At 46.6% G+C, this 25,888-nt stretch carries 24 protein-coding genes; 14 read left to right on the forward strand and 10 right to left on the reverse strand.

Translation table 11 applies throughout. The annotated features are described in order from the left end of the window. Window positions 1-6: 6 nt before the first annotated feature. The 3 genes from RSX24_RS08330 to RSX24_RS08340 are packed head-to-tail and all read right to left on the reverse strand — an operon-like array spanning window position 7 to window position 2,870. Window positions 7-1,104 (reverse strand): ABC transporter permease, encoded by a 1,098-nt coding sequence (locus RSX24_RS08330; protein ID WP_343260260.1) that lies wholly within the window; start codon window positions 1,102-1,104, stop codon window positions 7-9. Then, window positions 1,101-1,925: an ABC transporter permease gene (locus RSX24_RS08335; protein ID WP_343260261.1), complete on the reverse strand. Its 825-nt coding sequence runs from the start codon at window positions 1,923-1,925 to the stop codon at window positions 1,101-1,103. The genes RSX24_RS08330 and RSX24_RS08335 overlap by 4 nt, the downstream gene beginning before the upstream one ends. A gap of 12 nt (window positions 1,926-1,937) precedes the next feature. Next, a complete protein-coding gene (locus RSX24_RS08340; protein WP_343260262.1) occupies window positions 1,938-2,870 on the reverse strand; it encodes an ABC transporter ATP-binding protein in 933 nt (310 codons plus the stop codon). Window positions 2,871-3,064: 194 nt separating this feature from the next. Here RSX24_RS08340 and RSX24_RS08345 point away from each other — a divergent pair, with 194 nt between their 5' ends. From RSX24_RS08345 to RSX24_RS08355, 3 genes are all read left to right on the forward strand, one after another. Further along, window positions 3,065-4,246 (forward strand): sensor histidine kinase, encoded by a 1,182-nt coding sequence (locus RSX24_RS08345; protein WP_343260263.1) that lies wholly within the window; start codon window positions 3,065-3,067, stop codon window positions 4,244-4,246. 17 nt (window positions 4,247-4,263) lie between these two features. Next, window positions 4,264-4,920, forward strand: coding sequence for a response regulator transcription factor (locus RSX24_RS08350; RefSeq protein ID WP_236412944.1), 657 nt, complete (start codon window positions 4,264-4,266; stop codon window positions 4,918-4,920). A gap of 323 nt (window positions 4,921-5,243) precedes the next feature. Then, on the forward strand, window positions 5,244-5,882 hold the full coding sequence (locus RSX24_RS08355; protein ID WP_339278423.1) for a L,D-transpeptidase family protein: 639 nt from the start codon (window positions 5,244-5,246) through the stop codon (window positions 5,880-5,882). Between the two features lie 113 nt (window positions 5,883-5,995). On the opposite strand, the gene RSX24_RS08360 is transcribed toward RSX24_RS08355, so the two are convergent. Together RSX24_RS08360 and RSX24_RS08365 are read right to left on the reverse strand one after the other, a co-directional pair. Beyond that, the gene (locus RSX24_RS08360; RefSeq protein WP_343260264.1) at window positions 5,996-6,418 is read right to left on the reverse strand and encodes a tautomerase enzyme; all 423 of its coding nucleotides are present in this window, start codon (window positions 6,416-6,418) and stop codon (window positions 5,996-5,998) included. 10 nt (window positions 6,419-6,428) lie between these two features. Then, the gene (locus tag RSX24_RS08365; protein ID WP_438286780.1) at window positions 6,429-7,448 is read right to left on the reverse strand and encodes an alpha/beta fold hydrolase; all 1,020 of its coding nucleotides are present in this window, start codon (window positions 7,446-7,448) and stop codon (window positions 6,429-6,431) included. A gap of 101 nt (window positions 7,449-7,549) precedes the next feature. On the opposite strand from RSX24_RS08365, the gene RSX24_RS08370 reads away from it, so the two are divergent. The 9 genes from RSX24_RS08370 (at window position 7,550) to RSX24_RS08410 (ending at window position 16,989) form a co-directional block, all read left to right on the forward strand. Beyond that, a complete protein-coding gene (locus RSX24_RS08370; RefSeq protein ID WP_343260266.1) occupies window positions 7,550-8,143 on the forward strand; it encodes a TetR/AcrR family transcriptional regulator in 594 nt (197 codons plus the stop codon). Window positions 8,144-8,459: 316 nt separating this feature from the next. Continuing rightward, the gene (locus tag RSX24_RS08375; RefSeq protein WP_236412488.1) at window positions 8,460-9,152 is read left to right on the forward strand and encodes a winged helix-turn-helix domain-containing protein; all 693 of its coding nucleotides are present in this window, start codon (window positions 8,460-8,462) and stop codon (window positions 9,150-9,152) included. A gap of 5 nt (window positions 9,153-9,157) precedes the next feature. After that, window positions 9,158-10,621, forward strand: a complete 1,464-nt coding sequence (locus RSX24_RS08380) for a HAMP domain-containing sensor histidine kinase (RefSeq protein ID WP_343260267.1) — start codon at window positions 9,158-9,160, stop codon at window positions 10,619-10,621. After that, window positions 10,614-11,759 (forward strand): WD40 repeat domain-containing protein, encoded by a 1,146-nt coding sequence (locus tag RSX24_RS08385; protein ID WP_343260268.1) that lies wholly within the window; start codon window positions 10,614-10,616, stop codon window positions 11,757-11,759. Before RSX24_RS08380 ends, RSX24_RS08385 begins: the two co-directional genes overlap by 8 nt. A gap of 212 nt (window positions 11,760-11,971) precedes the next feature. After that, the gene (locus tag RSX24_RS08390) at window positions 11,972-13,765 is read left to right on the forward strand and encodes an acyltransferase family protein (protein ID WP_343260269.1); all 1,794 of its coding nucleotides are present in this window, start codon (window positions 11,972-11,974) and stop codon (window positions 13,763-13,765) included. A gap of 36 nt (window positions 13,766-13,801) precedes the next feature. Beyond that, window positions 13,802-14,491, forward strand: coding sequence for an SGNH/GDSL hydrolase family protein (locus RSX24_RS08395; RefSeq protein WP_343260270.1), 690 nt, complete (start codon window positions 13,802-13,804; stop codon window positions 14,489-14,491). 40 nt (window positions 14,492-14,531) lie between these two features. Further along, window positions 14,532-15,557, forward strand: coding sequence for an LCP family protein (locus RSX24_RS08400; RefSeq protein ID WP_343260271.1), 1,026 nt, complete (start codon window positions 14,532-14,534; stop codon window positions 15,555-15,557). Continuing rightward, a complete protein-coding gene (locus RSX24_RS08405; protein WP_343260272.1) occupies window positions 15,554-15,700 on the forward strand; it encodes a hypothetical protein in 147 nt (48 codons plus the stop codon). Before RSX24_RS08400 ends, RSX24_RS08405 begins: the two co-directional genes overlap by 4 nt. A 125-nt stretch (window positions 15,701-15,825) precedes the next feature. Next, window positions 15,826-16,989 (forward strand): alpha/beta hydrolase family protein, encoded by a 1,164-nt coding sequence (locus RSX24_RS08410; RefSeq protein ID WP_343260273.1) that lies wholly within the window; start codon window positions 15,826-15,828, stop codon window positions 16,987-16,989. Between the two features lie 224 nt (window positions 16,990-17,213). On the opposite strand, the gene RSX24_RS08415 is transcribed toward RSX24_RS08410, so the two are convergent. Continuing rightward, on the reverse strand, window positions 17,214-18,326 hold the full coding sequence (locus RSX24_RS08415) for a DUF418 domain-containing protein (protein ID WP_343260500.1): 1,113 nt from the start codon (window positions 18,324-18,326) through the stop codon (window positions 17,214-17,216). Between the two features lie 409 nt (window positions 18,327-18,735). Between RSX24_RS08415 and RSX24_RS08420 the strand changes: the two genes are divergently transcribed. Further along, window positions 18,736-20,868, forward strand: coding sequence for a winged helix-turn-helix domain-containing protein (locus RSX24_RS08420; RefSeq protein ID WP_343260274.1), 2,133 nt, complete (start codon window positions 18,736-18,738; stop codon window positions 20,866-20,868). Window positions 20,869-20,946: 78 nt separating this feature from the next. After that, window positions 20,947-21,606: a DUF4386 domain-containing protein gene (locus RSX24_RS08425; RefSeq protein WP_236412506.1), complete on the forward strand. Its 660-nt coding sequence runs from the start codon at window positions 20,947-20,949 to the stop codon at window positions 21,604-21,606. Between the two features lie 44 nt (window positions 21,607-21,650). Here the strand turns inward: RSX24_RS08425 and RSX24_RS08430 are convergent, their stop codons facing one another. The 4 genes from RSX24_RS08430 to RSX24_RS08445 form a co-directional block, all read right to left on the reverse strand. After that, the gene (locus RSX24_RS08430; protein ID WP_343260275.1) at window positions 21,651-23,126 is read right to left on the reverse strand and encodes a serine hydrolase domain-containing protein; all 1,476 of its coding nucleotides are present in this window, start codon (window positions 23,124-23,126) and stop codon (window positions 21,651-21,653) included. Between the two features lie 52 nt (window positions 23,127-23,178). Then, entirely contained in the window at window positions 23,179-24,273 is a 1,095-nt protein-coding gene (locus RSX24_RS08435; RefSeq protein WP_343260276.1) for a HAMP domain-containing sensor histidine kinase, read from the reverse strand. Next, a complete protein-coding gene (locus tag RSX24_RS08440; protein ID WP_343260277.1) occupies window positions 24,258-24,932 on the reverse strand; it encodes a response regulator transcription factor in 675 nt (224 codons plus the stop codon). Before RSX24_RS08440 ends, RSX24_RS08435 begins: the two co-directional genes overlap by 16 nt. 164 nt (window positions 24,933-25,096) lie before the next feature. Next, window positions 25,097-25,765 (reverse strand): phosphatase PAP2 family protein, encoded by a 669-nt coding sequence (locus RSX24_RS08445; RefSeq protein ID WP_438286781.1) that lies wholly within the window; start codon window positions 25,763-25,765, stop codon window positions 25,097-25,099. Window positions 25,766-25,888 lie beyond the last annotated feature (123 nt).

Below are 25,888 nucleotides of genomic sequence, written 5' to 3' on the forward strand. Positions count from 1 at the left end.
GAACGTTTAACCGTTCCGTTTTTGTTTGTGCAGTGTATAATTCATCAGCAGGAACGATAGCGCTATAGTCACAATTCCAATCCCGCTCAATCCGCCAACCACTTCGAGGGTTGATGTAAGGGAATAGCTCCCCATGCTTAGGTCCTTCAACGCCCTCATGGCCCATGTACCGGGTACGCACTCGGAAATCAGCCTGAACCATTTGGGGAAGCTGTCCTCAATCGGGAAGAATGACCCTCCCAAAATCCCGGCTAAAGCCATAATGACAGACCCGGTTACGGTAAAACTTTGGTGGGAATGGATCCAGGGCACAAGCAGCATCACCAGCCCTGTAATAGCCAGCAGGTAAGAGGCCCAAATCGCCATGTCAAATCCGAAATGATCCCATACCGTCGTGTCCAGAAACCATGTGCTGGCGATCAATACAAGGAAGGCAATCGAAATGCCAACCAGGTAAGCCGAAATGACCTTGGACAGAAGGTATTTGGCAAAGCGTACCGGCACCATGAGCAGCCTGCGCTGAAGGCCGTTCTCGCGTTCATCCATCAAGGTGCGGAATCCCTGGATCACCGCAAACCACAGGAACATCAGCAGGAATCCGTCAAGCCTTGAACGAACCGATCCCTCCGACGAATTTATCGCTTTTTTGTAAGAAAGAAGGCGTTGATCCGGTTCCGCCTGATGGAGCAGGAACGCTTCAAGTTTTGCACCGATAAATTGTCCGACGTTTTGATGAGCACTGCTCTTAGGCAGCACCAATTTAATGTGTGAAGGAACATTTCCTTCTCCAGCGCCTGATTCAAACCCCTGCTCAATGACGATGCCCGCAGCCGTATCTTGTTCCATGATTTTCTCATGCATAATGTTTTCCGGCAGGATCAAGACATTAAAGCTGCCGTCCTCCTTAAGCATTGAGGTCAACTGGTGAGAGTAGCCGCTCTGGTCTTGGTCGGCGATATAGATCGTAATCGGATATTCATCCCGGGCAAACGCGAATAAATACGTGAGCAGGAGAGGGGCGGCGAAAAGAGCCAACAGGGCGATCCGATTCGCAAGCATCAACTTCATTTGTTTTGTTACCATAAGCCATAACTGCATATTCATTTCACCTTCCTGCCCGCGGAGAGCAAGACCATCAATAACAACAGGCCTGCCATTCCCGCCAGTATGAGCATATCCCAGAAAAGTGCCGACCAATTCTTCCCTTGCATTACGTGTAAGAAGGCATCGATGGCTCGCCCATTGGGTGTCCATTCCTGGATTTTTTTTAATATGTACGGGAAGCTGTCTTTATTGAAAAAGCTGCCTCCCAAAAAACCAAGCCCGTACAGTACGGGGGCGGAAAAACTGGAAATGGAAGCATGATCTTTGGCCCAGAAACCACAGCTTAAGACCACCGAACCAATGCAAAGTCCGTAAAGGACCGTAATACAGAGCACCGCCGGAACATGGCCCCAGGTTACCTGAAAAAACAGACGACTGCTGATCATAACCACCACCATCTGAACAACAATGGCAAGAGTAATGCCAAGAAGCTTTCCCGCGACATAATGAATCATGGGCAAAGGCGAGGATTGAATGCGGCCCAGTGTGTGATTCAGTTTGTCCCGTACCAGACTGTGTGCGAGCTCGAAAGCCGTGAGAAAGGAAAACAGTACCGTCATGGCTACGGCCTCATATTGCATCGGGTCAACCGTTTGGTTTGTGGCGGATACCCATTCGACAGGAAAAACAATGTTTGAATCCGTGCCTACCCGTCCGGTGGAAGCTTCTTGATGAGAATGGGAAGGGAGCGAGGATTTGCCGAACAGAGTGCCCAAAATAAAAATCATGGCAATGGGCAGCAAAACAAGCTTGAAATAAAACACTTTCGATTTAGATAAAAGCCTGATATCCAGCAATAGAATGCGAATCCATGGATGCACAAAAATCCCCCCTTAATCCCTTAAAGATTTTCCCGTCATCTGCAAAAACACATGCTCCAGGTTAACTTCCTCATATTGAAAAGAGGACATCTGTACGCCCAATGTTCTCAATGCATCCAAAATGTCTATAACACTTCCGATCGCCGTATTAATGGAAAGAATCAATCGGCTGCTTTCCAGTTCCATCTTTTGAATTCCCCCGATCCGGCTGACTGCCTCCCAATCTTCAAACCCGTTCGGCTGATAGGTGATTGTCAGGATATCCAGAGCCTCTGACTGTTGTTTAAGTTCCTGCTTCGTTCCACAGGCGATAAGCCTGCCGTGATCCATGATAGCTACACGGTCGCACAGATATTCAACTTCTTCCATGTAATGACTGGTATATATAATCGTTGTTCCCTGATCCCGGCTTAATTGTTTGACCATCTCCAAGATATGGTTTCGGGACTGTGGATCAATGCCGACGGTCGGTTCGTCCAAAATCAGCAATTGGGGTCTGTGCATCAGTGCAATGCCTATATTGATCCGGCGCTTCATCCCTCCGGAAAATTCTCCGACGCTTTGATTTCTTTTATCATGCAGTCCCATGAGCTCAAGAACTTCTTGGGCGCGGTCTCTGAGTGCCTGTCCCCTCATTCCATGCAGGGAGCCAAAAAACTCCAGATTGTCCTGGGCGCTCAACGATTCGTACAAGGCGAGGTCCTGAGGGACGACGCCCATGATCTTTTTGACCTCGGCTAAACGTCCTTTGACGGTTTGTTGATTTACTCTTATGTCACCGCGATCCGGTTCCGAAATCGTCGAAATCATCGAAACGGTTGTGGATTTTCCCGCGCCATTGGGGCCAAGAAGTCCCATAATTTCGCCATGGTGGACATGTAGGCTTAAATTTTGAACGACTTTTCGGTTGCCGTATGCTTTAGTTACTTGAATTAGTTCTAACAATATTTTTCCCTCCAGAAGGTTGACTTGGCATTGCTGCTATACCAGTGTATTAGCTCGTTGCGGGGGCAACAATTCACGAAAGTAACCATTCGATGGGGTGTCTTGTTAACATGACTTTCGTTATCTACTCTGCGAGATTCAACCGTGGTATGATGGAAGAACTGTCTATTTACCACGTGGAGTGAGGAGATTTGATGTTGGAGTTGTTTGCCTCCGTTAATAACCGGATTTATGTACTGCTTACGTTTAAAGTATTGTTGTTTATGTCTTTCGTCCATCAGTTATGGAACCTGGATCGACCCATTCCGTTTGCAGTTTGGCCGTTGGTCGGTGCGCTTGCTCTGAATGACTTCATTCGTGGGAGATACGGGTTGTTATCTTATCGTAAACGCAGTGCGTTCGTGTATTCCATGGCCGCCAGCATGTTCATTTTGGCTGCGCTAAACCTCCTGTTACCCTCGATAGGCATCTCTGCCCTGATTCAGCTTATATTGATCGAACTCATTATTTTTGGCGATCGTTTGATCCCCCTTCTCGTAGGTCTGGATGGTATGGCTTACGTTCTTCCAGATCTGGTTTCGTTCCCATTGGGAGACCAATTGTTCAATGATGTCATCAACTTTGCCGGCTTTTTGGTTGTGGGTTTGTTGTTCAGAACGATTATTGCGGAGAAGACCAGAACAGAACGTTTATATAGCGAACTTCAGGATGCGAATCGCAAGCTGCAGCTATATTCAAGCATGGTCCAGGAGCTAACCATCACGAAAGAACGGACAAGAATCGCCCAGGAAATGCATGACTCCATCGGCCATTCGCTGGTTGCCTTGGGCATGAATCTGGAGTATGCGTACCAAACGGTTGACCAATCCCCCGAGAGAACGAAAGAGGTGTTGGGCAAAACGCTGCTGATCTCCAAGGAAGGCATGGCCAGTTTAAGGAAAGCGGTGGATACGCTCAATCCCACAAACAAGATCGACCATTTGAGAGTCGCGCTAAACGAACTGTTTTCCAATTTTGATCCAACGACAGGGGTCGGATTCGAGCTTGAACTGGATTCATCCATAGAGGAACAACCTTCCAAGATTAAAGATTGCCTGCTTAAAACCGTTAGAGAGGCTCTGACCAATGGAATTCGGCATGGGGGAGCAACCCGTTTCCATATTCGGATCGTGAAAAGCAAAGAGGGGATCTACATGCAAATTCGTAATAACGGCCAGGTCAGCCATTCGCTGGACAAATCCCATGGGTTGCTTGGCATGGAAAAACGGATCACGGCCCTCGGGGGACAAATGATGATTCATCTTAACCCCGAATTCGCTATAGAAGTCCGGCTTCCTGTCGTGAGCGGGAAAACCGAATTGGAATTCAATGGATAAAGGGGGCATCTGCCTTGATTAGAGTTATGATTGTGGATGATCAGGAAATCGTGAGGGAAGGACTCAAAATGATTCTAAGCCTGCATGAGGAAATTGAAGTCGTCGGAGAGGCAGTGAACGGACAAGAATTGCTTAATCTTCTGAACAAGCTTCAAGTAGACGTCGTGTTAATGGATATCCGAATGCCCGTGATGGACGGAATTACGGCAGCAAAGCGGGTCAAGGATCAATACCCCGATATTCGAATCATTATTCTTACCACGTTCAACGAACAGGATTATATAATCAGGGGATTAAGCTACGGGGTCGACGGGTATATCCTGAAGGATTCGGGTTCTGCGGAAATTATGAATGCCATTAAAGCGGCCAACTCCGGCAGCATCCTGCTTACTTCTCGGGTAACAGAGCAGATGGTGAAAGGCTTGACGGGTTCCTATGCTCCCCATGAAGGGTTTTCATCGGATACTCATCATGAAAAACTGGACTTGCTGACTCCAAGGGAATTGGAGGTGGCCAGGCAAATTTTATCAGGGAAAAGCAACAAAAGCATTGCGCTTGCTCTATACGTCACAGAGGGCACAGTGAAAAATTATGTGTCCCGCATTCTTGAGAAACTAGAATGCCGAAACCGAACGGAGCTTGGACTACTACTAAGTCGGTGGGAGCCTTTTTAGCGAAAGCAGTGATCATGCTACGAAGCATTGCCTTTCATGTATACTATAAGGAAAATTTGCAGCCTGTGTAAATTACTGGAGAAAAGCGAGGAGCAGTTGCCAATTAGCAGCGCTCCTTTTTTTAACGGTTTTTTGGTTTAACCTGACTGGAAAAACTTGATTTAAGCCCATGGTCGACCTCGTAGGGGAAGGAGGGAAAACCAACAAAATGAAGTGTATAAAATGTCGTTATTGATTAAATATTAAAGATGTTTGATCAATATGAAATTGACTTAACATGGTGAAAACACATGATACTAACGAATCAAAAATGGATTCTAATCATGTTGGCAATGCTTGGAGTGTTTCATTTAACTCCGCCCGTCTTGCCGATTATACATGAGCAAAGCGATCTTGAGATTGCGATCTATCCTGAACGTCACAAGTTGCTTGTACGAAAGCAGGGGCAAGTCATTAAGACCTACCCTGTAGCCGTTGGCAATCCGTCAACACCGACTCCAGTTGGAGATTATAGAGTCGAATACAAAGGAACCAACTGGGGGCCCTCATTTGGCCCGCGTTGGATCGGATTGAATGTTCCGTGGGGCAATTTTGGAATACACGGTACGAATAAACCCTATTCCATCGGTCAACACCTTAGCCATGGCTGTATCCGGATGCTTAACCGGGATGTCATCGAACTGTACGAATTAATCCCGATTGGAACCAAAGTAACGATATATGGTCATGTGCTTGGAGAAATCAATCAAAACCCGAGGGATTTAGCCGAGGGGGATGTTGGTGGAGACGTGCAGCTTATTCAATCCCGGTTAAAAAGCGCAGGATATTACAATGGGGAATGTGACGGGAAGTTCCGCTTCAATACAACCGAGTCACTTAAGAAATATCAGAAGGATCATCACCTTATTCCGAATGGTGTTGTTTCTCAAAAGGTATATGAAGAGTTGGGTTTGGTTGAATAGATGTGAATCCAAGGCAAGGGACCGCAGGCGCAAATCAAAACACCTCAAGATAAAGCATCTATATCGAAAGATGTAGAGATTAACTGGAGGTGTTTTCAATATGTCGATTGTTTTTATTCAGGTAACATGTTCTTCCGAATGGCTTTTATCTTTTCATCTGTAAAGACTCTGGATTCCACCAAGTCAAGTATGGAAAGCACACCGCCGCGAGATCCCCAGCTTCCATCTTCTATGACTTGAAAACTTACCCACCAATTCGGTGAAGGTTCCTCAACTTCAAGGATGCTGGTCAGGCATTTGTATATATTTGAAATCACGATGCTGCGGACCTCGTTTGGCCAGTCTCCATCCATGACGAGAATGTTGACCGTAATCACGTCTCGGTCAGGCTGCTCAGATTGGGCCCAGGAAAAGATCCGAACCCAACGAGAAATATTCGTATGAAATAGATGCTCGAACCTAAAGGACGCCGTCAGGCGTTTTTTTGTAAGGACAGTCTCTGCTAAAATGTTCTGCGGTACAGGACGATGTTTCAATCCGTCTCGTTCAGTCTATATTCGAAACCAAGTCAAGAATGGTCTTCACAACCAACTCCGGTTCATCATGAATCACCATATGACCACTCTGTTCGGCAATGATCAACTTGCTGTCACTGGACAGATTCATCATGTTACGCTGACCTGCTTGCCAGATCGCTTCAAGCTGGTGCCCAACTTCAGTTGAAATTCCCGCCTGGGCATAGTTCTGAGGGAGACCGCGCGCAATGACCCGAACAGGAATGGACCCGAGTTTCTGCCCGCGAATGGCATCTTCTGTCGTATATGCGAGGCTGCCTTCTTCTTCTTTGGCACGGAAAAAGGAAGGCGTTGCAATCACGTTAATAAATGCATCCCGATCTTGCTCTGCAACCAGTCCTTCCAGCATGAAGTCCGGAAATAGACGAAAGCTTCCGGATAACTTCAACAAGGATAACAATGAGGCAGGTGGGTTGCCTTTGAAATGATCCTGTTGGAGTAAAGCTTTCGTATTCCGTTCATCATCCTCGGGGCGGGCATCAATTAAGACAAGGCCCTGTACTTCGTTGGAGTACATCTGCGTAAATAGTCTGGCATACATGCCCCCCAAGGAGTGACCTACCATGACATAGGGTCCATCAATGCCTTCATTCTGAAGCGCCAGATGTAACTCTTGGACAATGTTGGCTCCTGTACGCTCTGTGGGCGCGGCCTCGCTCCAGGCGTAACCTGCACGATCGTAGGTCACCACAGTTGCATGTCTAGCAAGCTCCGAGGGAATGTCTCTCCATGATAAACTGGTTTCACCGCTGCCGGCTTCCATAATTATGGTAGGTGATCCGTTTCCTTGTTTATGAATATGAAGTTTGTAGCCTCCTGCTTCAACCAGCTTTCCTGGAGGAGGAAAATCATCTTTGGCTTGAGAAGAGGCATACCATTCATAGAGAAACCCTGCCCCGATAACCACCAGAACCGAACAGAAAAATAGGAGTGCGAATTTTAATACTCGAAACTTGCGCTTTGGTCTGCTTTGAATATTTGTGCCCATCATTCACGAATTCCTTTCTTGTTGTGCGTTTTTATAGTACATTGTACTAAAAAGGATTATAGCACAGTGTACTATAAAAGAGAAGCTTGGTGTATAATAGGACTATGCCAAAAATCGTAGATCATGAAAAACAACGAAAAATGCTTGCCGCTGCTGCCATCCGCGTCATCCGGGACCACGGGCTGGAGCATGCCACCGTTCGGAATATCGCGAAGGAAGCGGGTCTATCCGTAGGTTCAATGAGGCATTATTTTGCCACACAGGCTGAGCTGTTTGCCTTTTGCATGAATCTTTTTGCTGACCGGGTGCAGCAGAGAGTGGAGGCATTGCAGATGAATGGATCTGTACTGCAGAACATGAAAAATCTGCTCTTGCAATTTCTGCCGTTGGACGAGGACAGGAAAATAGAAATGGAGGTCTGGTTTTCTTTTACAGCCAAAGTGCTTGTTTACCCCGAATTAAAAAAATTAAGTGACCAGATGCATCAGGGGATGTATATGTCAGCCCAATATGTGATCCAGGAGCTGCAAACGCAGGGCTTGACCGATCCGGATATGGATGCCGGTGTCGAGACAGAGAAGCTGTATGCACTGATCGATGGACTCGCCATTCATATGTTAATGCAGCCTGAAAGGCTTACTGCTGAGCGAGTGGAGCAAGTCATTGAACAGCATTTGAACATGCTCTGTCAGGGGTAACGGAAGCAAAAGAAGAAGGGGGATTTCGTGAAGTTGATGCAAATTGTTATGCTATTGACGGAGAAATGTTTAGCGATCAATCAAAACAGGGAGAACGTTAATATGTGTACGAGAGACGAGTCAATCTTAAATTGATTCGTCTTTTTCTTTTATCGTGATCTAACTTCCATCCAAAAGAAGTTTGACTATTTCACAGTACTCATGATCATAACTCTTCGATTTAACGAGAATTGATTATTTCTGCACAACTCGTTAACATAAGAAACAATGTCAGTGTTACATCTGACATAAGTACCTAGAAGAGACGGAGATTATAATGAAGAATGCGAAAATCCTAATCATTGAAGATGATGCCCCCATTGCGGACCTGCTCTCGTACGGACTCTCATTGGAGGGCTACCAGACACTTATCGCATCAAATGGAGCCGATGGAATAAGCGAAATTCAGTCCTTTCAGCCTGATCTGCTGCTCCTGGACTGGATGCTTCCAGACCAGAGCGGGCTGGATATATGCAAAAAGGTTACCGCCGAGTATAACATCCCCATCTTCATGATAACGGCCAAATCCGATATAACGGATAAAGTGCTCGGACTAGAGTTCGGCGCAGATGATTATATCACCAAGCCATTTGACCTCCGCGAAGTCATTGCCCGGATTAGAACTATACTTCGCCGGTTGGAGCAATCCAATCACAGGCAACAGAACGATTCGCAACCGGATATCATCCGTATTGATCATATTGAGATTCGGTCCGAAGAACGGCTTGTAAACAAAAACGGTCAACCGGTTGAATTAACGCCAAAGGAATATGATTTGCTTATGACGCTGGTGAGGAATCCAGGGAGAACATTTAGCAGATCTGAATTGCTTGATGTTGTCTGGGGCTATCATTTTGCAGGTGATACTCGGACGGTAGATACGCATATCCAGCGGCTTCGCAAAAAGCTGGATGCAACAGATCATATTGCAACGGTATTCGGAATCGGATACAAGTTCAAAAGCAGGTGATTAACATGCGTAAAATCAGCATCAAATTTCTTCTCGGATTCCTGTTGATTTTCTCCTTTTCATTTCTAGTATTGAGCCAAACGGTGAAGGAGATCATTCATACAAGCAACCAAAATCTGATCACAACCGAACTCGTTGGACTCAAAAATAATAGCAATGTTTATGTTCGTCAAACCTTTCTGATCAACCATTTTTCGAGTAATGAGCTATATTTTGGGGAAATGGCTGAGGAACTCGGCATTAATTTGAATCATGCCACCGGAAATAGTGTCGGCGTATATACCCTTGACGGAGAGATGTTATTTGCCTCGGACAAGTCCTTATTTTCACAGCCGCAGAGAACGGATCTGCAAGAAGCGATCGATGGAAAGACTGCGTATAACATCAATTATGACGATGACAAAACAACGGTTCTGTTCTCTTACCCCGTCGTGATCGATGGATCAAAAGTAGGGATTCTACGTTTCTACAAGGACTTTAGCCAGCTGTATCAGCAAAGCAGTCGAATTCTGGATACTACGCTCTATATCACACTTGCTATTTTTGCAGTTACTTTTTTATTTTCTTTCATTCTGTCAAGACACATTACTCTTCCACTTGGGAAACTGGCCCGTGCCTCGTCCGAAGTGAAGAATGGCAATCTGGACGTTCGCATCCGGTTCAAACGAAAGGATGAGATCGGACGGCTTGCCGAAAATTTTAATGACATGATTGATCAGATCGGCCTGCAAATGAACATTATCCGAAAAGATCGGGATCAACTCAAGGATCTTCATGAGCAGGAAAAGCGTTTCTTTGATAATGTTACCCATGAACTCAAAACACCTTTAACTTCCATATTGGGCTATGCAGAATTGATCAAGGCGAATGGAGAGAGGGATCGCACCTTTTTTGAAAAAGGCATGAACCACATCATCGAAGAGAGCAAACGTCTTCATAAGATGGTGCTCAAGCTGCTTGAAGTCTCGCGTCGTCATGCAACCAACCATGAACTCGACCGCATTGAAGTCGGAGCCGTTCTAGGAGATGTATGCGAATCCATGTCCATACGTGCACAACGCTACAAAAAAAGCATATCTGTAGACATGGAGACCGAATTATACATGCTCGCCCAGGAGGAGCGAATTCGGCAACTCTTTATTAACCTGCTGGATAATGCCATTAAATACAGTTTGGACTTCTCCGAGATAACGGTAAAAGGGCTTCGTACGGACGGGAAAGTCCGTTTTATCATTGACAATCCAAGTGATCCCATTGATGCGGAGCAGCTTTCCAAGCTGTTCGAACCTTTCTACTTCGCTCATTCCAAAGATCCAGAAGAGGGCAGCGTGGGGCTCGGATTAAGTATCGTCAAATCCATTGTCGATGAACTGCAGGGTACCATTTCTGTCGTCAGTCAAGATTACCATACTGCAGTTACGGTAGAGTTTAACCATGTATCCGTAGAGGAGGGGAACAATCATGGCTAAGAAATATGGTGGGTTTGGTTTAAGCGTGATTGTTCTGCTTGTCCTTCTGTTAACAGGTTGTGGCACCCGCTTTCCAAACGAAACCATCATCATATCAGGGAACGAGGCAGACGAACAAACACATCAAGACTTAAGTCCCGTTCAGGTCAAAAAAATTTACCGCCTTCCGGAAGAAAAAGTGGATAAAGGGTACTGGTTGGGCTGGTCAACAATCGACACGCTATTGGGTTCATTCAAAAGTACAGGTTTCCCTGAGCGTTTCATGTTGAAACAATTGACTCTCCCTTTTGAACAAAGTAAAGACATTATGCAGAACGATGTGGACCACTCCCGAATGTCACTGTCGCCGGACGGTAGGCATGTCGCCGATGTACGTATAAACAAAACGACAATCACGACTGTTTTCATTTCTGCCAGTGACGGAAAAGAAAAAGAGGTCGACACATTTAACCCCAAAGGTCAGAGTTACCTGCAAAATATGTCCTGGTCTGACAACAGCCAAATGATAAGTTATCTGGTTCTGGACGCTGCTGAAAGCGAAAAGAACAGTCTGCGGGTGTATGATACGAAGACCAAGGCATCCAAATCCTACACATTAAACGAGTTCAATTCGGATGATACACTTCTTGATGTCCAGGTATCCAATGATGGCCGCAGTGCCTTGATTAAGCTGCTTGATACCCGTCAATCGGGCAGGCCCACCATCGTGCTTGGCAAATTGATCGAGGGGCATTTTGAGACAAAGTACAAGCGTCAAATTGCTGATAAACCAATGATCTGGATTGGCGACGATCAGTTTGCTTTTTTGGGTAGAGATGATACGTTGTACGAATACGATCAGCGGAACGGTGAGCTTTCCGTTATTCTGGAGAGAGTATCTACATTTGAATTTTCACCGGACAAAAAATTTATTGCATATACGTTGCAAGATGAAGATGCTGTTTATGTGGGGAAAATGCAAGGCAGAAATGTGCTTTATAACGAGCCCGTTTACCGTGGAATATTGCCGTTGAATATGAAATGGAGTCTGGACAATACAAGTTTGTTCATACAAGGGCCTAAAACCTTTGCGAATCCGAAAAGCATGCCCAATGATGATTCCACGGAGGAGCCGGCATTTATCATCGAATTTGAATAGCACTTCGTTAAAACACCCTTGATACGGATTACATTCCATATCAAGGGTGTTTTCGTTGTCAATAACGATGTCCCTGTTGTGACAACTTGTTTACATCTTGATCAAACTTTGGCGACATCCGCTGTTTATATTGATTAAAGAGATTTAGCCCCAATACAGACAAGGAATGAAGCATAATGCGTGGGAAATTGAATCAACCGAGGAAGCGTTATATGCCTGGAATAGATGGGTTACGAGCCATCTCCGTACTGGCTGTCATCGCTTACCATTTGGACTTGAAGTGGGCCCAGGGAGGATTACTGGGAGTAGGCGTATTTTTCGTCCTGTCCGGTTACCTGATTACGGATCAGCTTCTAATGGAGTGGAAAGTGAATCATGTATCGCTTTGGAACTTTTGGCTGCGAAGGTTTCGCAGATTGCTGCCTGCGATGTTAAGTATGCTCTTGCTGGTTGCATTGTGGTTGTTGGCTGCAGATCCCGCGAGACTCCTGTTACTGCAAGGAGACTTTATCTCTTCTGTTTTCTATGTGAATAACTGGTATCTCATCTTTCACGAAGTTTCGTATTTTGAAAGCTTCGGCCCAGCTTCGCCCATTGGACATCTCTGGTCTCTTTCCATTGAGGAACAGTTTTACGTCGTTTGGCCGATCGTACTGCTCATCTTTCTAAGGTTTGCGCCTCGGCGCGGAAAGTTGCTTTCATGCATGTTGGTACTGTCTCTTGTATCTGCGATGGCCATGGCTCTAATGTATGTGCCGGGAACAGACCCAAGCAGAGTGTATTACGGAACAGACACCAGAGCGTTTGCCATACTGATCGGTGCGGCCTTAGCGGTTGCATGGCCAAGCTGGAAGTTGGGGAAGGAGATTTCACCCGGGGCACGGAGATCGCTTGATGTCATTGGTGCATGTGCATTGTTTATCCTGATCATGTGTTTTCTTCGCACGAATGAGTATGAAGATTCGCTGTATCAGTATGGATTTCTCCTTCTCTCTCTGGTTACGGCAGTATTGATCTCTGTCTTGGCGCATCCGGCTAGTCGTCTAGGCCGCACTTTGGGATGCCGGTCACTGACCTGGCTTGGCAAGCGTTCTTACAGCCTCTACATATGGCATTATCCCGTGATTATTTTGATGCAGCCCGATGGGGCGAGTAGTGAAGGGCTTGGATTTGCGCCGTTGATGCTGCGTCTCGGCCTGATCCTATTGCTGTCCGTATTTTCGTACACGTTCATCGAAGAACCGATTCGCAAGGGATATTTTCGCGCGAAATGGCGTGATATCCGGCGTCATCATCGTTTTAAACCCATGGTCGGCATAAGTCTGACGTTGTTTGCGTTCTTTATCGCCCTATCCTGGATAACCAGCGGTTCGAAGGACCAGCCTGAATTCGCCCAAGCCGTGAGCATTCCCGATACACTGCAAAAGGATGAACAGGAGATCCCTAACCAGCAACAGCCATCGATCAATGACAATCAGCCGATCACTGATGACATGCCCCAAACAAGTCATGAAGATGCTGCCGGCTCGTCTAATTCAGGAAAAGGGATCACACTAATCGGGGATTCGATCACACTGGATGTGGATTCCTACATGAAAGAGATGCTTCCGGGCATTGTGGTGGACGGAAAGGTCGGCAGGCAGATGACGCATGCTCAAGAGGTTGTGGATCAGCTGCAAGCAGAAGGAGAACTGGGAGACCAGATCATTATTGAACTGGGGAGCAACGGGATTTTTAATCAAAGCAAACTAAGAAAGCTAATAGATACGCTGCAAGACAAGCAGCTTTATCTGGTAACTACTCGGGTGCCCAGAGCTTGGCAGGATCCTGTGAATGATGCTTTGAAAGAAGTTGCACGTGATTATTCCAATGTTAACATTATCGATTGGTATGCAGCCAGTGAGGAAAAAAGTGGACTGTTTACTCCTGATGGGATTCATCTCACTTCCAAAGGAGCTCAATATTACGCTTCTTTACTCGTCCAACATCTCAAGCAAAACGCGTAGCATCCATTTTTATGGATAAGAAAGGTGGAATATACGATGAAAAAACGAAAAACGTGGATGTACTGGGGGCTTGTCCTCCTCATCTCCATCCTTGGGTATCTTGCTTTTCATAACCAGGCTTCTTCCAAAGGTGAACAAGAAAAAGCGGATCGCCGATCTTTTGAATCATTCGAGAATAGTTCAAGCCTGACCCACTCTGAAGTAAAGGAAGACATGAGCTCCCTAAAGGCAGACATAGCTGAATCTTCGTCCATCGATGGGCAAGGAGTTACCGTCATTGGAGACTCCGTCATGGTTGGCGTTGAGCCTTACCTGAAAGAGAAGCTTCCGAAAGTCACCGTTGATGGAAAGGTCGGCAGACAGATGTCCCAGGCCGGAAAATTAATTCAACAATTAAGTGCTGAGGGGAAGTTGGGAGACCGCATCATTATAGAGCTTGGCACGAACGGCCCCTTTTCCAAAGATCAACTGCGCAATTTGCTTACATCATTATCGGAAGCCAAACAGGTTTTGGTCGTGACAACCCGGGTTCCAAAAAGATGGCAGGATACAGTGAACGCCAACATTAAGGATGTTGTAAATGAATTTGATAATGCGAGAGTGGTGGATTGGTACGCAGCGAGCGAAGGCAAAGATGAGTTCTTCTACAAAGACGGCGTTCATCTGAAGCCGGATGGCAGCAGATTCTATGCTTCGCTTCTCGTTCAAGGATTACAGGAACATTGAGTGCTTTGTCTATTGAGTACCAAGAAAAGGAGTGTCCGCCATGGCGTTCAAAAAGAAAAAATTTACAGCGGTAATAAGCATCATGATTTTAGCAGCAGTTGTCGCTTTCGGGCTTTATTATTCCTTATCCATATACAGAGGGTTAGAGGGGTTGAAAAAAACGTCGGAAGATTCTCCCTTTGCCCAAGTGATGGCGAGCGAGGAGAACGTCGCAGAACCTCCAAAATGGGCTGGCGAGGAACCTGTTAATATTTTGCTGATGGGCGTAGATGCACGCGGCAACAAGAAAAACGAGATTCCGAGATCTGACAGCATGATGGTTGTTTCCCTCGACCCTGTTAAAAAACGTATTCATGTGTTTTCCATTCTTCGGGATACCTATACTGATATTCCGGAGCATGGGAAGAACCGCATCAACACAGCGGTCACCCATGGACCTAAAACGGCAATGCGCGCCGTAAGCGAGCTGCTTGGTATACCGGTCCAATTTTACGTATACACAGACTTCCAAGGCTTTATCAAACTCGTGGATGCAGTCGGTGGCGTCGATTTCTATGTGGAGAAGGATATGACTTATGAAAGTAAAGCTGATCATCATGAGTACGATATCAACCTGAAGGAAGGGGAGCAGCATCTTGACGGGAAGACAGCACTTCAATATGTTCGTTTCCGCCATGATGCCCTATCGGATTATTCCCGAACGAAGCGGCAGCGCGATTTTGCCAATGCCATCGTCGAAAAAATGAAAAGCACAACATCCATCATGAAGCTTCCATCGATCCTCCAAGAAGTCAGTCCGTATATCGACACGAATTTGTCGGTAAATGATATGTGGCAGCTGGCATCGGTTGGTTACAAGAGCAAAATGGAGGCAAGTGAGCAAATCCCGCCGATGAAGCTGCTTAAAGAAACCTATGTCGGAAGAGCAGCTGTACTTGGCGTAACAAACGACAATGAACTGAAGGATTACGTTCGGAACATACTTGAAGCCGATGAGTTCGAGACTACAGAAACCGGTAATTCACCGCTTGATCATGAACGGGAGAGTGGGGAGGTTGGAGAATGAAAAAGAGAAAATCCATCTTCAATGCGGTTTCGGCAGAGACTCAGGTACAGGGAACAACGGCAGAGCTTCATGATCTGGACCGTGTTGAATCCTGGGCAGGAGACGAAATCCGTGAATCGGCAGCCGCTGGGGGAGGGACATGACATTACGTCAATTATGCTAAAATAGTTGATATCATGGGAAATTTGAGCGGCGTTATTCAGTTTTATAATATAATGACAATAAGTGGGGTGAAAGCGAATTTATTTGTTAAAGGAGATGTTGAACGATGTGCAGCCATGTTGTAGAACGTGATTTTAGTTGTAAAAGGGACAGGTTAACGATTCGCGGTACAGAATTTCTACCGAAGGGAAATAGCCTTCCAGCCGTTATTGTTAGTCATGGATTTGGTGGGAATTCCAACGATTTAGGTGACTGCTGCAGAACTTTTGCATCATGGGGTTACGCATCGTATAGTTTTGATTTTTGTGGAGGTTCTGCTCATGGAGAAGGAAGAAGTGACGGGGCATCAACAGATATGACGGTGCTGACTGAATGTGAGGATTTAATGGCGGTGATGGATTATGTTAAAGGATTACCTTACATTGATCAGAATCGTCTGACGTTAATCGGCTTCAGTCAGGGAGGGTTTGTATCAGCATTGACAGCAGCTCAGCGCGCACATGAAGTAGAATCGTTAATTCTGCTTTATCCAGCATTTTGTATCCCCGATGATGCTCGTAAAGGTGCTTTAGCCAACTCTTCATATGATGTCGAACATGTTCCGGAAGTTATTGATTGCGGGAGGATGTCCATTAGCAAGAGCTTCCATGAAACAGTGGTTAATATGAATCCGTTCGAAGAGATCATTCCGTATAACGGACCGGTGCTGCTTATCCATGGTACTGCGGATGAAATCGTACATTATAGTTATTCTATTAAAGCCCAAGAATCGTATGCGCCAGGTCAATGTCACTTGCAACTGGTCAGAGGAGCCGGACATCAATTTACGGAGAAACAAACAAGCAGTTCGATGATATCCATTCAGCAATTTTTACTGGGCAGGAAAGAAGTTTTGACAATCGATGTTCGGATTACGGGCAGCGAGGTACGTATGGAAGAAGGTGCTGGAAGACAAACTGCAGTTTTTTTCACAGGAGAAAGCGAGAGTCCTTACTTCAAAGGTTTAATTTTACCAGGAGCAGTAGATATTCAGGATCACTTGGAAGATAAATTAGTCCATGTTCGAGCGGTGTATACCTTGGAGGGTACAGATTATCATGGCGAATCATGTCAACTGCACATTGTTAACCAGTCTGTAAATGGGGCTTTAAAGCCAACAGTAAATACAGATAGCAGAGCTCTTTCTTTTCTTAATCATGCGGATTTGACCGCTTCTCTTGAGGGATTCCAAGATGGGCTAACCGTGCGTATTTTCTCCAATGTGGAGTGAATCAATGTAACGTATTTTGTTGAATGAAGGGAGTCTCTTAAAGTTCTTTTCAACTTGAGAGGAAGTTACATATATTCACTTGGATATTCATTATCGTTGCTTATTGTGATCTTACCTATATTTGCTCTGTGAACCTGGAACATATCTTGTTCTGGGTTCTTTAATGAGTATCCCAACCGAGGGTGGGATACTCATTAAAGATGTATAATTGCGGATTAGATTTTTCATTTGGATGCTGGTGCTGGACCGAAGGAACTGAATCTTTGGTCGAATCGTCGCATCATTAACTCGAGTGGGCCAGTAGGCTTAAGAGCAATAAGAGAGCCCACCACCAATGTGATGGCAACTACGATTAGATCACCAAGCGGAAATTCACCTAAACCATAATCGATTCCCAGGAGGGTCAACACCCAAACAACGATGAACTGAGCGGCGTACATCGTAAGGGCGACACGACCAACTGCTGCAAAAGGGCTTAAAATGACGCTTATTTTACTCGGGATCAGGAACGCAAGTCCTATGGCCAGAAATGCAATTCCGAGCCCGATTAACGTCTGGAACGTTGACGCGGTATGCGGTGCTGTCTGGAGAAGCATGTGCCAGAGCGGTGGATTTACATTAAATGGCCAAATGGCATATTCGTCAACTGGAACGAAATTCGTACCTTGAACACGAACGATCCACGATTCAAAAGATGTTCTTAGATCAGGAAGGACATAAGCTTCCAGCATCTTACCAATAACAAGCATGACGAAACCGCTTATGGCAAGCGAGAATGCAATTCGCTTATTGGTTAGATTGAATCGTGCAATCGCCATTCCTGCTACAAAAGCAGGAGAAAGTGCGAGAGCAGACATCGGCCCCCCGGCAATATCTTGAAGCAGATCTGCTCCATTGAAGTAACTTAACCCCAGAAGCATAAGTGGCGGTGCCAACACCAGTAAACCTAAAGCAGTGTAAACCAATACACGAGTTGAGCGGTGAATGAGCACTAATCCAAGCACGAACATGGCAGCGTAAGCAGGCAGGATGATGCCGTATGGGGTATTCAGCAGGATTAGGAGGTAGCCGATCACATCCACAAATACAGCCCGCGCTAGCATTCTTGACCGAAAAACGGTTGCATCCGTTCCGCGCTCCTTCATCCGCTGAGCCATAAGCGAATACGAAATACCTCCGCAAAGAACAAATAATAGCGTCGTATTGCCTGCAACGATAGCATTTCTTTCATTCAAAGCAAAGTGCTGTAAAAACATGCCGATCACGGCTAGACCTCTTACAGCATCTAGAGCCATAAGTCGTCCGGACCCACGTGGGTTACCTCGCTTATGCGACAAATCCGCGTTATTTTGCTGAGAATTGGGGGCACCAGGGTCAACTTCCACGCCTTGATGCCTTATCTCATTCGGTGACAAAAAGTTTAATGACAATTCATACTCCTCCTAGTCTGTTTCTATTACTTGTTAGCTTGTGCTTCCTTTACAGCACTCACTAATTCAATATAGAAGGGACTTGTCGCCAAAGTTTGATCAACTTGTAAACAAAATGTCACAGAACTTATTTATTTGCTTTCGTTTTTTTTGGATGGCGGCCGGAGACTAAAGTTTAACCGAGAAATGACCCAACCGAGAGCAATAAACGGTCTTCTAATGCGGCTATCTAATCGAAAAAGAAATCCTTTGTCTTCATTCAAGTTTGGTAATTCGATTCATTGATGGCGGCAAACCCTAATGGTAAAATATGCTTATGTCTAAGCGTAACCTTTCCACTAAATTCAATATACCGCCTTTTCGGCAAAATACAGTTCTCCGTCAACGCTTGATAGAAAGGCTTCAATGTGAATTACATCGTAAATTGACCTTGATCTCCGCGCCCGCTGGCTATGGCAAAACGACATTGATTGGCGAATGGATTCCCCAATGCGGGCGGCTTGTTGCATGGCTATCACTTGAGGAAGGGGATAATGAGCTTACGCGGTTTTTAACCTGTGTTATTTCATCGCTGCAAACGATTGCCGAGAAGATCGGGGAAGGCGTGCTTGAAATGCTTCAATCTCCAGCACCGCCTCCGATGGAGTCCATTATAGAGGTGCTCCTAAAGGAAGCTGCTGTCATATCACCTTTCATTCTTGTCCTTGATGATTATCACGCAGCGAAATCGAAGCCGATAGACGAGGCGATTTCCTTTCTCCTCGATCATCTGCCTTCGCATATCCATCTGGTCATGATCACACGCGAGGATCCGTTTATTCCATTGGCCCGGTTACGAGCTCAAGACCAGTTAACAGAGCTGCGTGAAGCAGATCTGAAATTTACGCGTCCCGAAGTTGAAGGGTTTCTTAACGAAGTCATGCGACTAAACCTACCTGAGAATATCATCGATGAGCTGGCATCACGAACGGAAGGATGGATTGTCGGTTTGCAGTTGGCCGCCCTTTCTATTCAAGGCGATCGTGGTACAGACCGGTTTATTCAGTCTATTGCTGGCAGCCATCATTTTGTGCTGGATTATTTGGTAGAAGAGGTTCTGGAGCGGCAACCGGAGGCTGTTCAGACCTTTTTGTTACGCACCTCGATTCTCGACCGCCTGTGCGGTTCTCTTTGCGATGCTATTCTGCTCGATCCGGCAATATCAGGGAAGCAACGGTTGCTGGATCTTGAGCGCCAAAACCTGTTCGTTATTCCTTTGGACCATGAACGAAGATGGTATCGCTACCATCACTTGTTCGCCGAGTCATTGCAAAGACGGTTAGAGGATCATCTCAACGGTTCCAATGTTGCAGAACTACACCAACGGGCAAGCGTTTGGTATGAAAATCACGGCCTTGAAATCGAAGCATTTCGCCATGCCGTTGAAACAGCTGATGTTGAACGCTCCGCGCTTCTTTTGGAAGGCAATGGGATGCCTTTGCATCTTCGCGGGGCAGCAGGCATTTCGCTGAAATGGTTGGAGTCGCTGCCTGCTGCAGAATTGGACGCCAGACCGGCGTTGTGGGTGATGTACGGTTCAGCTTTGCTAATCACAGGTAAGCCGACGCACGTTGAACCCAAGCTGCGAGCGGCAGAGGCAGCGCTCGAAGGCGCCCGACAGGACGTTCGCGTCAGAGACTTGATCGGGCTGATTGCGGCAACCCGGGCTGCAGTGGGTTCGTTAATGATGGCCGTGAATCCTAACGGGACCCATCAAAAATTACAGACAGCTGAAAAATTCATGCAAATGACGGAGCATGACGACAAAAGCGATGACCTCATCGAGCTTATTGCTCCGGGCAAGAATGTTTTGAGGAGTGCAGCCTATGAGATCGATCAAGTTATTAACCAATCCAGGCTCGCGTTAGCGTATCTCCGCCAGGATAATCTTCCTGTTCGGACGGCGGCGGCATGGATGCTGGGCATCTCAAGCCAACGGCGGGGAGACTATGCGGGAGCTCAAAAAGCCTACAATGAAGTTATTTCTTACAGTCACGTGATGGGACATAAACTGATGGCCATTATGTCTCTTATCGGACTGGGTCAATTACATGAAGCAGACAATGGACCCAACCTGGCGGGAGAATGCTACGAAGAGGCTATCAAGCTGGCCGGCGATCTTCCGCTTCCGGCTCTTCGCGAAGCACAAGCTGGCCTGGAGCGTGTCAGGACGATCCTTCAATCAACGAAGAATTGCGATTTGGTTGAGCCGCTCAGCCAGCGTGAACTCGATGTGCTAGCGCTTGTTGCCAAGGGACTTTCCAACCGGGACATCGGCGCAAAACTCTCCTTGGCTGTGGACACGGTAAAAGGGCATAATCGCAGAATTTTCGAGAAACTTCAAGTTCGGAGGCGCACTGAAGCGGTTGCACGTGCTCATGAGCTGAATTTACTCCCCAAAGAACGATAAAAAACCACACTAAAGTGTCTATTGATCCCCAAGCCCCTAAGCTATGATTTCTATAACATGAGCGAAGGGGAGATAAGCATGAGCAAATGGAATGTAAAGGTAGCAGGGTCACTCTTTCTGTTGTCGACGGTTGCGTATCTGTTAGGGAGCGGGTTGCTGAACCCCGTTCTTCAGCAGCCCGAACAACTGGCAGCTTTAAATTTGGACCGAACCAACGTAATCTTAGGATTGTTTTTGGAGTTAATCAACGCGATAGCGGTTGTGGGAATTGCCATGCTGCTGTACCCTGTATTAAAAAAACAGAACGAAGCGTTTACGCTAGGGTACTTCGCTTCCAGGGTGATCGAGTCAGCGATTCTTATCCTTAGTTTAATCGTTCCGATACTGCTCCTCGCGTTGAGCGGTGATTACAGGGAGGCGGAATCAGGTGACGGATACTTTCAAGTACTGGCAAAGTTTGCGGCAGAATCTCACTTTATGCTCTTTGAACTGGCTATGGTGGTACTGAGCCTAGGCAGTTTGTTATTCTGTTATGTGCTCTACCAGTCCAGGTTGGTACCGCGCTTATTGTCCATGATCGGATTTATCGGGTATGCCGGATTGTTAACATCCAGCTGCCTGGCGATCGCTGGTCTAGACCTCGGAACGATTCTTTATGTTCCAGGGGCAATATTTGAAATAGTTCTGCCGCTCTGGCTCATCGTGAAGGGATTCAATCAGCGCACAGCAAACTCCTGATGATCAACACACGCCAGAACGGCAGCTCATTTATGCGAATAAAACTACTGGGGTAAATCCCAACGACCGTTCTTTTTATTCTGAACATAAATGTAATAATAACAAGCCAAATGCACGAAATTGACAAGCGACCATACAGCAAGCCATATGATTGGAGACGACAGAGTAGTCCAGATGCCGAACCAAGGCAGCACACGTCCTCCGCCGATCAACGTCATCAATGGGGACAGGGACAAGAGTATTAGGACCGGAATCAGCTTTCTAACCGTGATCAGAATCAATTTACTCATCGTTAGCCGTTTGTTCCTCCGATGGATGCGAAAATAGGCATATACGCCCCATGCGAGCGTTGCGATGATCAGCGCAATCATGATCATTTCCATGTTTCGACCGTTCACAAATGAGGTTTCAGGCTTTTCCCCTCTCATGATCTTCGCAATATCATGAATAAAAGCCGAGTAATTCACAAAAGCATTTATGCCCGAATTAAACATGATCGCAACGCCCATTTTCTCGTCCAAAAAAATCATTTCTTCCGACTTGTACGTCCAGAAGATGCCGCTATGGGAGATCATTTTGCCCCCGGATTCGTCTTGTTTTGCAAGCCAGCCCATGCCGTACGGACCGATGGCCCCGGCTGCGTGATATTGCTTCATTAGGGCAGGAGAAAGGAGCTGTCCGTGATATTGGGCAAGCATCCAGAGGGACATATCCTCTGCGGTTGAAATGATGCCGGCCGGGCCCTCAATGAACCAGAGCGGTTCCGATTGGCCTACGGAACGTCCCAAAATCAAGTAATGTCCTAACGGGATCGTTTCATTCTCATTGATTTGCTGCGTCGTGCTGACACTGAAGGTGCGGTTCATTCCTAGCGGTTCAAAAATATGGTTGTTCAGATAATCCGAAAAACGCTCCCCGCTTACGCTTTCCACGAGGTTCGCCAGCAGCACGTAATTGGGATTATGATAGCTGTACGCGGTTCCGGGGCTATGGGCAAGTTGAACCTCCGTTAATAACCGATTCGCCTCATGCAGGGTTTGGAACTGCGCATTCCTCGTCATATCCGGATTTACTTTGTCATTGAGACCGCTGGTCTGATTCAATAAATGACGGACCGTAATGTCATGTACGCGGGGATCCAGTGGAGAATGCTCGGGAAAATAAGAATCGTAAGCCGCATCCAGGTCAATTTGTCCATGGTCTGCCAGCTGCAGCACGGCCAACGCAGTAAAGGACTTGCTTAACGAAGCAATGGGGAAATGAGTGTCGTCCGTCACGCTTTGGCCGTCTGCGAATGTTCCGTAGCCTTTGGCGTAGTAGACCTCATCGTCCTTAACAATGGACAGTGAAGCAGCCTTGATGTGATTGGCCTTCATGCTCCGATTCATATATTCGTCGATGTCTTGCAGGATTTCCGACCTGTCCCGGGCTTCCGTGGCGGACATGGGGTTCGGCCACACGGAACATAACAACAATAAACAGCTGATTGCAACAAACATTCTTTTTTTCAGTTTTGGCATCATTAGCACTCCTAAAATTCAAGATAAGGAAATGCTATCAGCACTTTTTCAACTATTTATCAACTGGGGTCCCAAAACTTGCCGTAACGCTCCCGCCGCCATGAGGACCGTTTGCGATCTGCAGGTCCCCTTCATGTTTTTCACAAAACACCTTGCAAATATAAAGGCCCAGCCCGCGATGTTCGGTCGCGTCCCACACTTCGCCGCGATAAAAAGGGAGCACAGCCTTGTGCAGGGCTTCATCCGAGAAACCATGCCCGTCGTCTGAGACGGTAATCTTCATCGTGCTTTTCTGAATGTCATAGTGAACGTTCACTTGGCTGGCTGCGTATCGAGCCCCATTGGCCATCATGTTTTCGAAAATTTGCATGACGATATAGGGGTCCACGTTGATTACGGCATGATCATATTCCATGGAAGACACGAAGGTTTTGCCGAATTGCCTTGCGATTTGTTCGGCACTGTCGTTTAACAAAGTCGTCAACGAGATCGTATCGATCGACTGGCGATGCACCGGGACATCCTCCAGCTTCTGAATCGAGCTCATAGCCTCCGCATAGCTCTCCAGACGCACGATGTGAAGATTCATGGTATGGATTAGATCCAGCACCTTTTCTTCCGACAATTTCTTTTCAGGCAGATAGGTGGCGAGGAGCTCGGTGTTTCCTTTCAACACGGACAGCGGCGTTCTCAAGTCATGAGCAAAAATGGCATTGAGTTTCTTGCGTTCCTCCACGGACCGCCAGAGCGTCTTTACGTTTTTCTCCAATGTGGAGCGCATGTTCTCAAATGCCGCAATCAGCTCGCCCATCTCGTCCCGGCTGTCATAGGAGATGTGGAAGTCCAGATCGTTTGCCGAAATTTTCTCGGATGCCTGCTTTAACAGCTCCAGCGGACGTTTCAGTTTCCATCTGTAAAATAAGATGGCCATGGTGACGATTCCGGCTGCTACGGTAAGCATCACTGCCGCGACGAGGGAGGGCAGCACCCACTCCGATTCTCCGAAACGCAGCCGCAGCTTCTCCGCCCAGGCAAACTCCAGCGTGATGACGACCAGTACGGCAATGAGCGTGATTACGCATAACAGCATAAAAGATTGCCGTAAGGTAAATCGCCTGAGCAGCAGTGCATTCATGAGCTTGGCCATTTGTATCCTACTCCCCAAACAGTCTCGATTCGGTCAACGCAGCCATGTTCCTTTAATTTAAAACGAATTCGCCGGATATGTTCCGCGATCACACTGCTGTCTCCCTGGTTGTCCCATCCCCAAATTTTTTCGTATATGCGTTCCTTTTCGAACACGATATTGGGATGTGTGGACAGTAACTCGATAATGTCAAACTCTTTTTTTACGAGTGGAATTTGCTTATCTTGGTAGTAAAGCTCCCGGGCTGTATAATCAATGACCAAATCATCGTTAAACCTTACCGAGGATTTGGTCTGGATTCGCTGTTCTCTGCGCAAATGCGCTTCGACCCTGGCCCCCAGCTCGTGAATGCTGAAAGGTTTCAGGATATAGTCATCGCCGCCGGCCTGAAATCCGGCTATTTTATCGGCATCTTCAATTCGAGCCGTTAAAAATAAAATCGGGCACGAGATGAAGTCTCGGATTTTCTCGCATAATTGAAGGCCATTCTGCTCAGGCATGTTGATATCCAGCAAAACAAGATCGGGTTGTTGTTCCACTTTTCGCAGCGCTTCCCTGCTGTCCTTGGCCGTTAGGACGGAATACCCGTTGATTTCAAAATAATCGGACAGCAGCTTTCGAAGATCTGCTTCATCGTCCACGATCAGTATTTTATGCATTCATGCTCAGTCTCCCGTATCCAAATATGTAACCCAGCATAGCAAAAATCCACAAAAAATAAAATCTCCATCTCATCGGGGGGACCTGAACTAATAGGGAAAAAGACCCGCTCTAACCTCAGCTTGAGGGTGGCGGGTCTTTGACTTTTTCTCATTATAAAGTTCTATGTCTGAGGTTTGGAATGAAGCAGCGACAGCCGCTCCAAATAACGCTGATAAAACCAAATGCAGATCGCCAGCCAGCTGCCGCTCAGAAAGTAACCTCCGGTAATATCGCTGGGATAATGCACGCCCAAATAAACTCGGCTCAGGCCGATCGCCAAAATTAAGGCCGCACTGACGATGATCATCATCACCCGGCCCGTTGCTGTAGGAATATGCTTCCAGATCAGAAAGGCCAATCCGCCATATAGGCTGAACGCCGCCATCGAGTGTCCGCTCGGAAAGCTGTATCCGTTCGCTTCTGCAATGCGATGGATGGTTGGTCTGGCACGCTGAAATGCCAGTTTCAACAAGGTGTTCAGCATTGCTGAACCTGCAATGACCGCGGCCAAAAACAGAAGTTCCCGCCTGTGTCCCAGGAAAATATACAATACGATCATAAACATGATCGTGATGGTGATGACAGGCCGTCCGCTGCCGATCCATGTGAATACCCGCATCCACTTGGTCATGCCGGGTGATTCCATGCCCTGAACCCATCCGATCAGGTTGTCATCAAACCGGTGGATCTGGTGATCACTGACGGACAAGGCAATCAGTGCAAATACGGTAAGGCTTAATGCTGCAATGAGCAGCGGGAAGGAGAAGGTCTTTTTCTCATGCTGTGCCAAAATGTTGGGAACCTCCAAGATGCCTGAATTTCATAGGTCGAGCCGGCCATATGATATTTGTATTATGCTATAATTTTACAATAAATATTGCTTGAGTAAATGTTAGCCCTGTGTCTCCATACA

Source organism: Paenibacillus hubeiensis, from assembly GCF_032334105.1.
Taxonomy (GTDB): Bacteria; Bacillota; Bacilli; order Paenibacillales; family Paenibacillaceae; genus Paenibacillus; species Paenibacillus hubeiensis.